12 protein-coding genes are annotated in these 13458 nt (G+C 62.9%); 3 read left to right on the plus strand and 9 right to left on the minus strand.

Annotated elements, in window-relative coordinates; translation table 11 throughout:
- Nucleotides 1–36 precede the first annotated feature (36 nt).
- Nucleotides 37–927, plus strand: coding sequence for a M48 family metallopeptidase (locus tag KHO33_RS23990; protein ID WP_200563851.1), 891 nt, complete (start codon nt 37–39; stop codon nt 925–927).
- Nucleotides 928–1006: 79 nt separating this feature from the next.
- Here KHO33_RS23990 and KHO33_RS23995 read toward each other — a convergent pair whose 3' ends face one another.
- The 6 genes from KHO33_RS23995 to KHO33_RS24020 all read right to left on the minus strand — a co-directional run bounded on the left by KHO33_RS23995 (nt 1007) and on the right by KHO33_RS24020 (nt 7409).
- On the minus strand, nt 1007–1405 hold the full coding sequence (locus tag KHO33_RS23995) for a hypothetical protein (protein WP_054037724.1): 399 nt from the start codon (nt 1403–1405) through the stop codon (nt 1007–1009).
- Nucleotides 1406–1431: 26 nt separating this feature from the next.
- Entirely contained in the window at nt 1432–1818 is a 387-nt protein-coding gene (gloA, locus tag KHO33_RS24000) for a lactoylglutathione lyase (protein ID WP_054037722.1), read from the minus strand.
- Between the two features lie 111 nt (nt 1819–1929).
- Nucleotides 1930–3582 (minus strand): long-chain-fatty-acid--CoA ligase, encoded by a 1653-nt coding sequence (locus KHO33_RS24005; RefSeq protein ID WP_054037721.1) that lies wholly within the window; start codon nt 3580–3582, stop codon nt 1930–1932.
- A gap of 86 nt (nt 3583–3668) precedes the next feature.
- On the minus strand, nt 3669–5489 hold the full coding sequence (locus KHO33_RS24010; protein ID WP_200563853.1) for an alkyl sulfatase dimerization domain-containing protein: 1821 nt from the start codon (nt 5487–5489) through the stop codon (nt 3669–3671).
- Between the two features lie 110 nt (nt 5490–5599).
- On the minus strand, nt 5600–6289 hold the full coding sequence (locus KHO33_RS24015; RefSeq protein WP_200563855.1) for a TetR/AcrR family transcriptional regulator: 690 nt from the start codon (nt 6287–6289) through the stop codon (nt 5600–5602).
- 163 nt (nt 6290–6452) lie between these two features.
- The gene (locus KHO33_RS24020) at nt 6453–7409 is read right to left on the minus strand and encodes a LysR family transcriptional regulator (RefSeq protein ID WP_200563857.1); all 957 of its coding nucleotides are present in this window, start codon (nt 7407–7409) and stop codon (nt 6453–6455) included.
- Between the two features lie 102 nt (nt 7410–7511).
- Between KHO33_RS24020 and KHO33_RS24025 the strand changes: the two genes are divergently transcribed.
- Nucleotides 7512–8858 carry an MFS transporter gene (locus KHO33_RS24025; protein ID WP_200563859.1) on the plus strand — a complete coding sequence of 449 codons (1347 nt, stop codon included), beginning with the start codon at nt 7512–7514 and terminating at the stop codon, nt 8856–8858.
- A 107-nt stretch (nt 8859–8965) separates the two neighbouring features.
- On the opposite strand, the gene KHO33_RS24030 is transcribed toward KHO33_RS24025, so the two are convergent.
- Nucleotides 8966–10075, minus strand: coding sequence for a porin (locus KHO33_RS24030; protein ID WP_054037711.1), 1110 nt, complete (start codon nt 10073–10075; stop codon nt 8966–8968).
- Between the two features lie 355 nt (nt 10076–10430).
- Here KHO33_RS24030 and KHO33_RS24035 point away from each other — a divergent pair, with 355 nt between their 5' ends.
- A complete protein-coding gene (locus tag KHO33_RS24035; protein WP_200563861.1) occupies nt 10431–11366 on the plus strand; it encodes a DMT family transporter in 936 nt (311 codons plus the stop codon).
- Nucleotides 11367–11439: 73 nt separating this feature from the next.
- On the opposite strand, the gene rsmA is transcribed toward KHO33_RS24035, so the two are convergent.
- On the minus strand, nt 11440–12312 hold the full coding sequence (rsmA, locus tag KHO33_RS24040) for a 16S rRNA (adenine(1518)-N(6)/adenine(1519)-N(6))-dimethyltransferase RsmA (RefSeq protein WP_200563863.1): 873 nt from the start codon (nt 12310–12312) through the stop codon (nt 11440–11442).
- A 131-nt stretch (nt 12313–12443) separates the two neighbouring features.
- The gene (pdxA, locus tag KHO33_RS24045) at nt 12444–13454 is read right to left on the minus strand and encodes a 4-hydroxythreonine-4-phosphate dehydrogenase PdxA (RefSeq protein ID WP_200563865.1); all 1011 of its coding nucleotides are present in this window, start codon (nt 13452–13454) and stop codon (nt 12444–12446) included.
- Between the last annotated feature and the right edge of the window lie 4 nt (nt 13455–13458).

Here is a 13458-nt window from a genome sequence, read left to right on the forward strand (position 1 = left end):
CGCCCTCGAAGGCGCATTTGCGCGAAGCCGAATCCGATGCAGAAGTCTCCTACGTCGCAGCCCGCTGCGGCGCTCGATAACCGGCAGCTCGATCTCCCGCTCTTCGCCGAGCCGGGGTCGACGTCGTCGTCCCCAACACCCTCCGCACCATCAACGGGCTCGCAGAGCGGACAGCAGCCGGCCGTGCCGCTCGCACCGGACGGCACCAAGCTGCGCAGCCTCACCATTGGTTCGCGCACGCTGCACTATGCGCTCAAGCGCTCGGCACGCCGCTCGATCGGCTTTGCGATCGACAGCACCGGCCTGATGATTACCGCACCACGTTGGGTCACGCTCGCGGATATCGAAACCGCGATCACCGAAAAGCAGCGCTGGATTTTCGCGAAACTGATCGAATGGCAAACGCGTGTCGAACAGCGCGCGTTGCCCAAGGTCGACTGGAAAGATGGTGCGGAAGTGCCGTATCTCGGCCAGCCGGTGCGCGTGAAGCTCGGTTCGCCGCAAGGCACGCTCGCGTTCAACGCGGATGAAGGCGCACTGCAAGTGCCGCTGCCGTTGCAAGCGGACCCGCAGCAGATCAAGGATCGTGTGCAGGGCTGGCTGCAAGGCGAAGCGAAGCGCCTGTTCGGCGAGCGCCTTGCGATCTATGCGGAGAAGCTGGGCGTCAACTATCGCGCATATGCGCTCTCTTCGGCGGCCACGCGTTGGGGCAGCTGTTCGAGCGATGGGAAAATCCGCCTGAACTGGCGGCTGATTCACTTCCCGCTGTCGATCATCGATTACGTCGTGGCGCACGAGCTCGCGCATCTGCGCGAGATGAATCACAGTCCGCGCTTCTGGCAGACTGTCGAATCGATTTTTCCGGAATTCCGCGAAGCGCGGCAGACGTTGAAGTCGCATCCGCCGGAATTGCTGCCGACGCTTTGAGGCCTTCAGGTCCTCTTCGGCCATGAAGCCTTAAAGCCGGCGCCTCAACCCGAAGCGCCAGCCTTCTAAAACCCGCAGCTCACTCCGTGCAGAAAGTTTCCTGCAGGTGACGCCACGTCACCTTGCCGTGCGCGTCGAGATCCATCACCGCCGTCGAGCGCCGCACGTTCGCATTGCCCGCGTTGTCGCGCTGATATTCCCGATACTTCACCACCGCGCCCGACGGATACTCGGACACGATCTCCATATCGCGAATCGTGATCTGCGAGCCGGGGCGCGCGCCGTTCAGCTTCGCGAAAATCTCGCGCAGGCCGGCGTGGTCCAGTGCGAGACCGGACGGCATCACCAGCGTGAATTGCGGAGCGAAGCGCGCCATGATGCGATCCAGCGCGCCGTGATCCGCGGAGCCGTCGAACAAAGTCTGAATTTCGACGTGGATGTCGTCGAGTTCTTTGAAGTAGGGATTGCGGTTATTCATTGCATGTCCTCACCCGTCCGCTCACGTCACTTTTTCTTCTGGATGAACTCGATCTTGTAGCCGTCCGGATCTTCGACAAAAGCAATCACGGTGGTGCCGTGTTTCATCGGGCCGGCTTCGCGCACAACCTTACCGCCCTGAGCCTTGATCTTGTCGCACGCGGCGTACGCGTCTGCGACTTCGACGGCGAGGTGCCCAAAGCCGGTGCCTAGGTCGTACTTCGGCGTGTCCCAGTTGTGCGTGAGTTCGAGAACGGTGCCGTCACGTTCGTCTTCGTAGCCGACGAAAGCCAGCGTGAATTTACCGTCCGGATAGTCATCGCGGCGCAGCAATTTCATCCCGAGCAACTCGGTGTAAAAGGCAATCGAACGGTCCAGGTCGCCGACCCGGAGCATGGTGTGAAGCAGGCGCATCGTGTACTCCCTAGTGCGTGATGTCGAGAACGACAATGTACCCGGAATCACGCTGCGTTGCAGGGCGCGCCACACCTGCCGACATGCGGCAACACGCGCGGCGTGCCCGTTTCAGCCCGCGCTTTTCGCCTCGTCGCGCAATGCGCGCCGCAGAATCTTGCCGACATTGGTCTTCGGCAGTTCGCTGCGGAACTCGATGATCTTGGGCCGCTTGTAACCCGTCAGTTGCTCCTTGCAGAATGCAAGAATGTCCGCGTCGGTGAGCGCTGGGTCTTTCTTCACGACGTAAAGCTTCACCACCTCGCCCGCCTCCGCGTCCCGCACGCCCACCGCCACCACTTCGAACACGCCCGGATGCTTCGCCACCACGTCCTCGATTTCGTTTGGATAGACGTTGAAGCCCGACACCAGAATCATGTCCTTCTTACGATCGACGATCTTCACGAAACCTTCTTCCGTCATCACGCCGATGTCACCGGATTTGAAGAAGCCGTCCGGCGTCATCGCCTTCGCGGTTTCGTCGGGACGGTTCCAGTAGCCAGCCATCACCTGCGGCCCGCGAATGCAGATTTCGCCGCGCTCGCCGAGCGGCACGTCGTTGCCGGCGTCGTCGCGAATCGAAATTTCCGTGGACGGCAACGGCAAACCGACCGTCCCCGTAAACGCAGTGGACGTCGGCAGATTGGTCGTGGCGCACGGCGAGGTTTCCGATAGCCCATAACCTTCGACGATCGGCACACCGGTCAACGCTTGCCAACGTTGCGCGACGGCTTGTTGCACCGCCATGCCGCCGCCGTTCGATTGCACCAGCTTCGAGAAGTCGAGCGAATTGAAGTCCGGCTCGTTCAGCAGCGCGTTGTACATCGTGTTCACGCCGGGGAAAGAGTTGATCGCGTAGCCTCGCAAGGCTTTGATAAGCCCCGGCAAATCGCGCGGATTCGGAATCAGGATGCCCATGCCGCCGCAACGCATCGTCAGCAAACCGCAAACCGTCAGCCCGAAGATGTGATACAGCGGCAGCGCGACGACCGTGATGTACTGCTTGATGTCGGTGCGCCCGCGATACACCGGTTCGCGCCACAACTCCGATTGCAGGACGTTGGCGATCAGGTTGCCGTGCAGCAAGGTGGCGCCCTTCGAAACGCCGGTGGTGCCACCGGTGTATTGCAGCACCGCCACATCGCTTTGCGTGAGCGTGACGGGTGTGAAGCCCGAGTCCGAACCACGCGCGATCGCATCGTTCAGCGCAATACACGAAGCGGGCGGCACATTTTCCTCCACCTCAGGACTACCAGCGCCGAGCATCTCACCGATCGACGTCAGCACGACATGCTTGATCGACGTATGCGCTTGCACCGTCTCGAGCGTCTTCGCGAACGGTTCGAGCAGCACGATTGCTTCAGCACCGCTGTCGTTCAACTGATGCTCGAGTTCTCGCGGCGTGTACAACGGATTAACGTTCACCACCACGTAACCGGCACGCAGGATGGCCGCCATGACCACCGGATACTGCAACACGTTCGGCAGCATTACGGCGATGCGTGCGCCGCGTGCAAGACCTAACCATTGAAACCACGCCGCAAGATGGCGTGACTTCGCATCGAGCTCGCCGTAGGTCAACTCGTGTCCCATGCAAACGAACGCACGCTCCGCGGCATGCGCCAAGAAACTCTGCTCCAGCAAGTCACCGACAGAACTGAACTGCGTAGTGTCGATCTCCGCCGGCACGCCTGGCGGATAGGACTTCAACCAGATTTTTTCCATGTCTCCTCCTTGGGTTTCGCATCGCGATGCGCCGATGCACGATGTGCCGTTGCGCCGTCGCCCTGACTCGCCGATGCGAGCCGCTTCTATCGCGTGGTAAGTGCAGGCATACGCTGCGAGGGCCGGTCGAAGCAATCGAAGAATCTGCGCAACTGCTCGGCCGTGCCGCGCTCCAGCACTACTGTGCCGTTCTCGATGTACTTGGGCAACTGCGACGGCATGTCGCGCAACATGCCGTACAGGGTGCTGGTTTCCAGCGCGAGTTGAACATCGATCGCCGACGGGGTGCGCTCGTGAATCTGCAACACGCCACGCCGCAATTCGAGCGTATGCGTTTCATTGCGATCCGTCACGCGGAATGCGAGTGTCATCTGCACATCGGCGCTACGTTCCGGATCGACGTTCACGCTAAAGCGCTGGAACACATTGCGCAACGGTTGAGCGCGCAACACGTCCGTCGAGGCGAGGCTCGAACTGCCCGCGAACGGCAGTTCGTCGTAGGCGTGTTCGAGTTCGCGCGCCGCGCTCAGATACCAGTTGCGCCAATTGGTGTTCACCGTGCGGTAGCCCAGTTCGCGCAACGCGCTCGCCTTGATGTTGCGGGCATCGGCGTCGCTTGTATCGAGGCGCACCAGCAGCGTGGCCAGTTCCGCGGCCCAACGCCAGTCGCCGTCACCCAGGGCGATACGCGCAGCGGCACGAACCGCCTCCACGCCGCCCATCATCTTCACCATGCGCTGCGAACGTTCAGCACGCGGCAGCGGATCGAGCGACGCCGGATCGCCATCGAACCAGCCGAGCTGACCGCTATACACCTGCCGCACCGAATGCTTGACCGTGCCGTAGTACTCGCCAAGCCACGCATGCTCCGCGAGATGCGGCGGCAGCGCGGGAATGGCCTCTGCGAGTTCATCCGGGCTTAGACCGAAGTTCATGTGGCGAATGGTCTGATCATGGATGAACTGGATGGCGTCGCGATACACGCACAGCACCTCGGCGACATACTGCGCGCCCGATACCGGACGACCATGCGCCGGCACCATATGCGCCGCGTTGAAGCCACGCATCATGTCGATGGTCTGATACCAGCGCACCGGGTCGCGATAACGCGTGCCGCGCAGTGTATGCACGTTCGCGAGACACTCGCCCTGGATCACTTCCGCCGACAGCAGCACGCCAAGCTCGGGCAGCCACATGACGATTTCGTCGTCGGCTTCGGAAGGCGCATAGCGGAACTCGAAACGCACGCCCGCCAGCACGATATCGAGCGTGTCGTCGAACACGCGGGTCGGCGCGAAAAAGCTCGCCGGCTCGGCGATCAGTACGGGTCCGATGCCCGCGTTGACCTTGCCGGTCGCGCCGGCCGGCAGCAGCGTGCCGAAGCTGTAGGCCGACCGCGTGGCGAGAATCGGCGCCACGAGGTTTGCGTTGTTGATCACCGTGTCCATCAACGAGCGGTGCGCGATGATCTCGACGCTGCCCGCCTCGAGCGCGGCTTCATCGACGAAACCGCGCACGCCGCCGGTGTGGTCCGTGTGGTTGTGCGTATAGACGACGGCCTTGACCGGCAGTTCGGCATGACGCGGATCGATCGCGCAGAAATCCTCATAGATGCGTTTCGCAGCGGACACCGCCTCAGTCGCATCGATGACCACGATGCCGTCGTCGCCGACCACGAAGATGATGTTCGCGATCGCGTAGCCGACTGCGCAATACACGCGCTCGGCGACACGGTAGATACGCTGCGCCATGCGCCGCGAGTGTTCGGTCAGGCGCGGCGGCACGGTCGGCGCGGCGACGGCGTAGGCAAGGTTCACACCGGCGTCGAACGCGACATCGAGTGGTTCGCCGATATGCGGCGCGTCGAAGGCGGGATTGCGGACGCGTTCGGGGCAACATGAGTTCATGCGGTGTCTCCTTGACTATGTGTCTGCGCGTTATGGAAATCGCGCGGCATCTGTCTGTGTTTTCGATTAATGGAACCGGAATTCGGATTCCGATTTTTAGGCAAAAAAAATCAGCCGTCCGGCAAACCAAGGCAGCGCCGCACCCGGATTTGCAGCCACGACCGCAATTGCCGGCTGGAGAGCGACAACGGACCCGGGTCGTTCAGCACGCTGTTGACCAGCATGCCGAGGATCATCTGCAGGGTGGCGCGCACTTCGAATTCGAGCGCCTGGGTAGCCTCGCCGTCAGCCTTGATGCCACGCGACTGCGCCAACGCGCTAACGAGACGCGGCACGATCATCGCCAGCACTTCGTGATTGGTCGATTTCACGGCGTCCCAACTGGCTTTGCGTTGCGACGCCCGCAGCAACGACGCGTGATACAGCCCGCGATTGCGCCGGAACGTCAGCACGTAAAACGTAATGACAGCATCGGCAAGCGTGCCCGCATCGTTCGAACGCCACGCCGGGTCACGCTCGACGGTCTCGCGGATGTGCGCGAGCCCCTCCTGCATCGCCGCGTCCTGAACGACTTCGAAGAAACTGTCCTTGTTGTCGAAGCGCCGATAGAACGCGCCGATCGACGTATCCGCGCGCTCGACGATGTCGTTGATCGACAGATCGTCGAGATTACCGCTCGCCTCGATCAACTCCCGTCCGGCTTGCAGCATGCGAACGAGCCCCTGCTGACTGCGCGTCTGACGCGGCGCGGCGATAGCGCTGGGCTGCGCTTCGCGGCCGCGCGGTGAAGTCGTCGTCATGCGGTGTTCAGCCTCGGTTCGCTGCTCGGAAAAAATGAAGATTCAGGGAAAACCGGAATCTGGATTCCGGATCGTCCGCGATTGGGATCGCTGTGTCAACCGCATCCAGGGTAATCACGGGGGCCGCTCCTGCGATCACCCGAGCGGCCATTCAGCGGTCCCTTCATGTCGCCAATGAGTCGGCATGGAGCAAGCCCCGCGCGGCGCGATTGGCGTCCTCCATCACCTGTTCGGCGAGTCCCAACGCGGAATACGCGGCAGGCGAAGGCGTGCGCTCGGCCAGATACACCAGCGCGAATTCCAGCGCGAGACGCGGCGGATTGACGAGCGGAATGCGCGCCAGCCGCCGCATCTCCAGATCGCGCCGCACCGCGGATGCCGTGGAAAACAGCACGGCATCGGTTTGCGCCACGACGTCCTTCAGCACCGCCACGTCGTTACATTCGATCTGCAGCGGAATCTGCTCGTGCGCACGGTACTTAAGCAGGCGATGCAGGGCGTCCTTCATGAACGCGGGCAAGGTCACCGAGACCAGCGGGAACTCGCGCAACGCCGCGAGCGGCACCGTACCGCGCGCAAACAGCGGATGGTCCGGCCGCGCGAACCAGCCGCCCTCGTGACGCGGCAGACGCTGCAACGTGACATCGGGCGTGACGGGCGGCACACGGCGGTCGGTGACGAGAAAGTCGACCTGTTCGGCGCGCAGCTTGGCAAACAGCGCATCGCCTTCGCCGAGTTCGATCGACACCTTGATCTTCGGAAAGCGCCGCGTGAACTCCACCAGCAGGTCCGGCAGCAACACCACGGCCGCGTAAGGCCCGAGGCCGATGTGCACCTCGCCGAGCTCGTGCGCCTTCAGCAGTTCGACGTCGCGGAACAGACAGCGCGTTTCGAACAGCACGCGCCGGGCGCGCTCGACCAGCAGCCGCCCGGCCGCCGTCATCGCGACGCCGCGTGCGGCGCGGTCGAACAATTTCATGCCGACTTCCTCTTCGAGCGCCTGAATGCTGCGGCTCAATGCGGGCTGGCTCAGATGAACACGCTCTGCGGCGCGCGCAAAGCTGCCTTCCTCGGCGAGCGCGATCAGATGGGTAAGGCGGCGGGAATTGACCTCATGCATAGTTTGCAAGCTCCCGATAACGAGAATGCACTTGAACAATTCAGTTATACCACCTCAAATGGGCGAAAACCCAGCGCCTTGCGCCAGAAATGGAGACACGTTTTGCCCACTTTCCTCAGCAGCACGAAGCGCTGCACGGCGCTTGCCGCCGACACAGCGTCGGCTTATCCCACCCAAGCACGCGAGACCGCGCAAGGCCGCCGCTGGGTGATCGTCGCCTCGCTGTTCCTGTTTATGCTGATCAACTTCGCCGACAAGGCCGTGCTCGGTCTGGTCGCGATCCCGCTGATGCATGACATGCAGTTGACGCACAGTCAGTTCGGCCTCGTCGGCAGCGCGTTTTTCCTGTTGTTCTCGATCTCGGGTATCGCCGTCGGTCTGATCGTCGACCGCGTCAATATGAAATGGCTGCTCGCCGCGCTTGCGCTGATCTGGGCGGTAGCGCAGTTGCCGCTCGCATGGCCAACCGGCTTTGCCGTGCTGCTGCTGTGCCGCGTCCTGCTGGGGGCGGGCGAAGGGCCGGCCTCACCGCTCGCGCTGCATGTGGTCTACACCTGGTTCGACGACCACGAACGCAATCTCCCCACGGCCATCGTTCAACAAGGGGCGACTGCGGGCGTCATCATCGCCGGACCGTTGCTCACCTATATCTCGCAGCAGTGGCACTGGCACGCGACATTTCTCACGCTCGGCGCGGTGGGCATCGGCTGGACCGCTTTATGGCTGTGCCTGGGCAAGACGGGTAATCGTCAGCACAACCCATCACCCGCGTTTGGCGCCACAGCGACCGGCCCACGTGCTGCGTCATTACGCTTTCGGCGCATGCTCAGCGACCGCACGGTTATCGGCGTGATGCTGCAATGCTTTGTCGGCTATGCGGTGATCGCGATCGGCTTCACCTGGGTGCCGGCGTATTTCCGGCTCGGCCTCGGCTTTGGCGCGACTCAGGCGGGTTGGTTGTTCGCGCTGCAAGTCGCGGCGCAGATCCCGCTCGGCATCGCGCTCGCGATGGCTTCGCATCCCATGCTCAAACGCGGCGTGCCGTCGAAGGTAGCGCGCGGCAAACTGATCAGCGCGGCATGCGTGGTGAGCGGGTTGGCGTACTGCTCACTGCTGTTCGGTGCGCCGCCGTTCCTGAAAGTCGCGCTGATGGGACTCGCCAGCGCGTTGGCGATCCAGACGTTCACCTTCGGCCCGATGCTGGTCGCCGAAGTCGCGCCGGCGGCGCGGCGGGGTGCGCTGCTCGCGATCACCAACTCGATCGTTACCACCGCCGGACTGATCGGACCCATCGCGATGGGCAAGCTGCTCGGCGCAGCGGGCGACGTGCGTGGCTATGAGATCGGATTCGCGGTAACCGGCACGTTGTTACTGATCGTGGGTACGGCAGGTTTCGCGTTGATCGATCCGCAACGGTCGAAGCGGCGTATGGAAGGCACGCCGGGGTGAGACACGCGGCAGCATGTTCGCCACCGCGAGTTACACCGTGAACGTGAACGGCGAACATCTCAGCACGGCAGAGGGCAATCTGGGCGCGCGCCGAAGTTGGCAAGTACTCAGAACTGATGCCGCATGCCCGCCATCAAACCGATCTGGCTACCCTTCTGCGCAAGGCCGATACCGTTGACGCCCTGCAACTGCGCGCCGATCAGGTCGCCCCGGTACAGCGAGTAATCGCCTTCCAGATAGATATCGGTGCGCAGGGACAGGTTGTAGTCGGCGACCAATTGGTACTGCCATGCCGAACCGTTCTGCGCGGCGGTTTTGCCATCCTGCAGCGTGCGCCAGACATTCGCTGCGAAGTGCCACTTGTTGCTGACCTGCTGGGTGATGCCGCCCATGATCATGCGGCGCCGCGCAAAGTCCGTGTATTTGAGCGCGGCCAACGCGGGCGCGGTGAACGGCCCATTGGCGAAATTCGAAAAGCCGGCGTCATTCTGATCGACGATATAGCCGACGGAAAACCGGGTCAGGTTCCACGTGTACGACCCGCCGAAAGTCCACGCTTTCGCGGCCGCGCCGTTGACCGAATCTTTCGACTCCTGATACGCGCCGCCGAAGGTGAACGGCCCACCCGGCGCGTAAGCCAGCGCCATGCCGATCTGGCTGCCGTACGAATTGCCCGCGTTGCCGCCGAATGCGTAGCCGGCAGCCACATGGAAACCGGCATATTTCGCCTGATACTGCACCTGGTTGCTGGTCCAGATGCCGCCTGTCATCGTCACTTCCGGCTGGAAGCTGAAATCGTACGGAACCCAGATATTGCTGCCGTAGCCGCCGATGGTAATGCCCTCGATCATCACGTTGTACTGACGGCCGAAGATCACCTGGCCAAGGGAATCCGAGCGCACACCCACTTGCGCTTCATTGAAGAACGGCAAGGTGGGATCGCTTTGGCCGGTATTCATGTAGAAACGGTTTTCGAGCTTGAAGAACGTCGACCAGCCGCCGCCCAGATCCTCGACGCCCCTTATCCCCCAACGGCTTTCCGTCATGCCGCCGTTACCGAGTCCGATCGACGAATCGCCAGCCTGGTTTGCGTGGGTCAGATAGTGCACACTTTCGTCGATCACGCCGTAGAGCGTCACGCTCGATTGAGCGTGCGCCATTTGACACGCCAGCGCTGCCGGCACCACCGCCATCGCCCACCTGCTTACGCGCTTCATTTCGTCTCCTCATACAGATTCCCGCTTTTCACGGATATTTCGACACCGCCACGCCTGCTGCAAAGTACCGGCACGCTGTTCATCTGAGGCCGCGCAAATCGACAGGCAAGATGCGAAGTCCGCGTCGGAACCTCGCGCAACAGCCAATTCAGACTGTTTGAATAAGCTGACGAAATGCGTGTGGGTGAACCTTAGCGCGAAATAGGGGCTGTAAGAAAATAGACTGAAGTAAGTGTTGTTATGTCATCGAAATGCTTGCAGCCTGAAAGAAGCACGCGTAGGCGATGGGGTCATCGCATTACGGGGCAGATGGCTTTGATATCGTATGACTTATGACAGTGAACCTGCGCAACCCATGAGCACCACCGCCCTGTCCACGCGCCGTACCCTGGATAGCTTCGCCATCCTGCTGATGATCGGTTTGTGCGCGATCTGGGGACTCCAGCAAGTCGCGATCAAGAGCACCAACGCCGCCCTGCCACCGATCTTCCAGGCCGGCCTGCGCTCGGCAATAGCAGCCGTGCTGGTGTGGGGATGGGCGCGCTCGCGCGGTACGCCGCTCTTTCGCGACGACGGCACATTGGGCGCCGGCTTGCTCGCGGGCGTGCTGTTCGCGGGCGAGTTCGTGTGCATTTTTCTTGGCCTGACGCTAACCAGCGCTTCGCGCATGGCGGTCTTCCTGTACACCGCACCGTGCTTCACGGCACTCGGGCTGCACTGGTTCGTCGCCGGCGAGCGCATGCGCCGCACTCAGTGGCTCGGCATCCTGGTGGCGTTTACCGGCATCGCGCTGGCATTCGCTGACGGCTTCCTGCATGGCCATGGGGCGCAGGGCTCGACGCTGAAGGGCGTCGCCGGCGACGCGCTCGGTGTGCTGGGCGGAATCACATGGGCCGCGACCACCGTGGTGGTGCGTGCCACGCGCCTCGCTTGCACGAGCGCCAGCAAGACGCTGTTCTATCAATTGGCGGTGTCGGCGGTGGTGCTGCTCGCGCTCGCGCTGGGGCTCGGACAGGCACGCGTGGAAACCGTCACGCCGCTGGCGGTGATGAGCCTCGCGTACCAGGCGGTGATCGTGGCGTTCGTCAGCTATCTGCTGTGGTTCTGGCTGTTGACGCGTTATATCGCGTCGCGCCTGTCGGTGTTCTCGTTCTTGACGCCGTTGTTCGGCGTGGCCTTCGGCGTGCTGTTGCTTGGCGAGTCGTTCAGCGTGCGCTTTCTGATGGCTGCAGCGTTGGTGCTGGCCGGCATCGCGCTGGTCAACCTGCCGGCGAAGCGGGCCGCCGCTTAACCGCTTAAGGCGTGGGGAGTTTCACGCGCGCTGCAGGACGCAGCGCGCTTCCTTCAAGACCGTGCGCCGCCGCTCAGGCGTCGTCATTCCCAGTTTCCGAGGCCGCGGCGCCGCGCGACGGCGAAGCCGCCACGATCTGCGCGACGCGCACATATTCGGCCACCGGCACATCTTCGGCTCGGCGTTGCAGATCGAAGCCCAGCGCCTCAAAATCCACCGAGTCGCGAAACGCGGCCAGGGTATTACGCAACATCTTGCGGCGCTGCGAGAAAGCCGCCGTCACCACTTCGCCGAGAACGCGCTCGTCCACGGCCGGCAGTTCATGCAGTTCGTACGGGATCATCCGCACGATCGCCGAATCGACCTTTGGCGGCGGGTTGAACGCATCAGGCGGCACGTCGAGTTGCTTGTCGATCACGTAGCGGTACTGCAGCATCACCGAAAGGCGGCTGAACGCCTTCGTACCCGGCTCCGCCACCATCCGCTCGACGACTTCGTTCTGCAGCATGAAATGCTGATCGATCACGCGATCCGCGAACGCGGTCAGATGAAACAGCAGCGGGCTCGAAATGTTGTACGGCAGATTGCCGACAATGCGCAGCGACGCCTTCTCACCCGGCGCGGCCAGCGTGCCGAAGTCGAACGCGAGTGCATCGCCCGCATGCAACTCGAGCAGGTCGCCGAATTTTGTCTTGAGGCGGCCGATCAGATCGCGATCCAGCTCGACGGCGTGCAACGGTGCTTCGGGCGTCGCCAGACGCTCGATCAGCGGTTCGGTGAGCGCGCCAAGCCCCGGCCCGATCTCGACCATGCGCTCGCCGCGCTGCGGCCGGATCACGTCGACGATCGAATCGATCACGCCCATATCGACCAGAAAATTCTGTCCGAAACGCTTGCGCGCGATATGGCCTTGGTGCCGGCCCGGTTGCTGTCTGCTGGTGGACATCGAAGAAACGCTAAAAAGAGAACTGCTTAAGAATAGGAACAAACCAGGAATACAGGCAACGACCGCGCAAAGGTCAGGCAGCGGGCAAACCCAGAACAGCGCGGACCACAAACCGCGCCGCGATCGCTGGATCAGCCCGCGCGGCGGTGTTGCGCCATCGAAACCGCCGTATCGATCGCGGCGATCAGACTGCCCGAGTCGGCACGGCCGGTGCCGGCCAGATCGAGCGCGGTGCCATGGTCGACCGAGGTGCGGATGATCGGCAAGCCGAGCGTGATGTTGATGCCTTCGCCGAACGTTGCGTACTTCAACACCGGCAGGCCCTGGTCGTGGAACATCGCCAGCACGCAGTCGGCCTGCTCCAGATAACGCGGCTGGAACAAGGTGTCTGCCGGATAGGGACCAGGCGCGTCGATGCCCTGCTCGTTCGCGAGCTTCAGAGCGGGAGAAATCACCTCGATTTCCTCGCGGCCCAGATAACCGTTTTCGCCCGCATGCGGGTTCAACCCCGTGACGAGGATGCGCGGCGCAGGCAGACCAAAGTGGTGACGCAGATCGTGATCGACGATGCGCAGCGTCTCGACGATACCTTCGATCGTCAGCGCGGCAGAGACGTCTTTGAGCGGCAGATGCGTGGTAGCGAGGGCAACGCGCAACGGACGCTTGCCGGTGCCGGCCAGCATCATCACCACGCGCGGCGTATGCGTACGCTCGGCGAGGTATTCCGTGTGCCCGGTGAACGGTACACCGGCATCGTTGATGGTACTTTTTTGCAGCGGCGCCGTGACGATGGCGTCGAACCTGCCGGCCACGGCGCCGTCGATCGCGCTGTCGAGCAGATCGAGCACGTAGCGGCCGTTGGCGGCGTCCAGCTTGCCGGCCACCGAGGGGGCGCCGAGCGGTCGATGCTGCACCCGCACGCGCTTGCCGTCCGCCACCAGCGCGGCCCAATCGACGCCTACCGCACGTGCCCGCTCAGCCAGCAAATCTGCATCGCCCAGCACGGTGAACTCGGCACCGGGCCAATGCGCCGCCGCGCCCGCCAGTGCCTGCACGGTCAGTTCTGGACCGACGCCGGCAGGCTCGCCGGTCGTGATCGCGATCTGCAACGGAAGGCTGGTGGACTGCGCGGCGCTTGTCATGACG

It is taken from the genome of Paraburkholderia nemoris, assembly GCF_905221015.1.
Lineage (GTDB): Bacteria > Pseudomonadota > Gammaproteobacteria > Burkholderiales > Burkholderiaceae > Paraburkholderia > Paraburkholderia nemoris.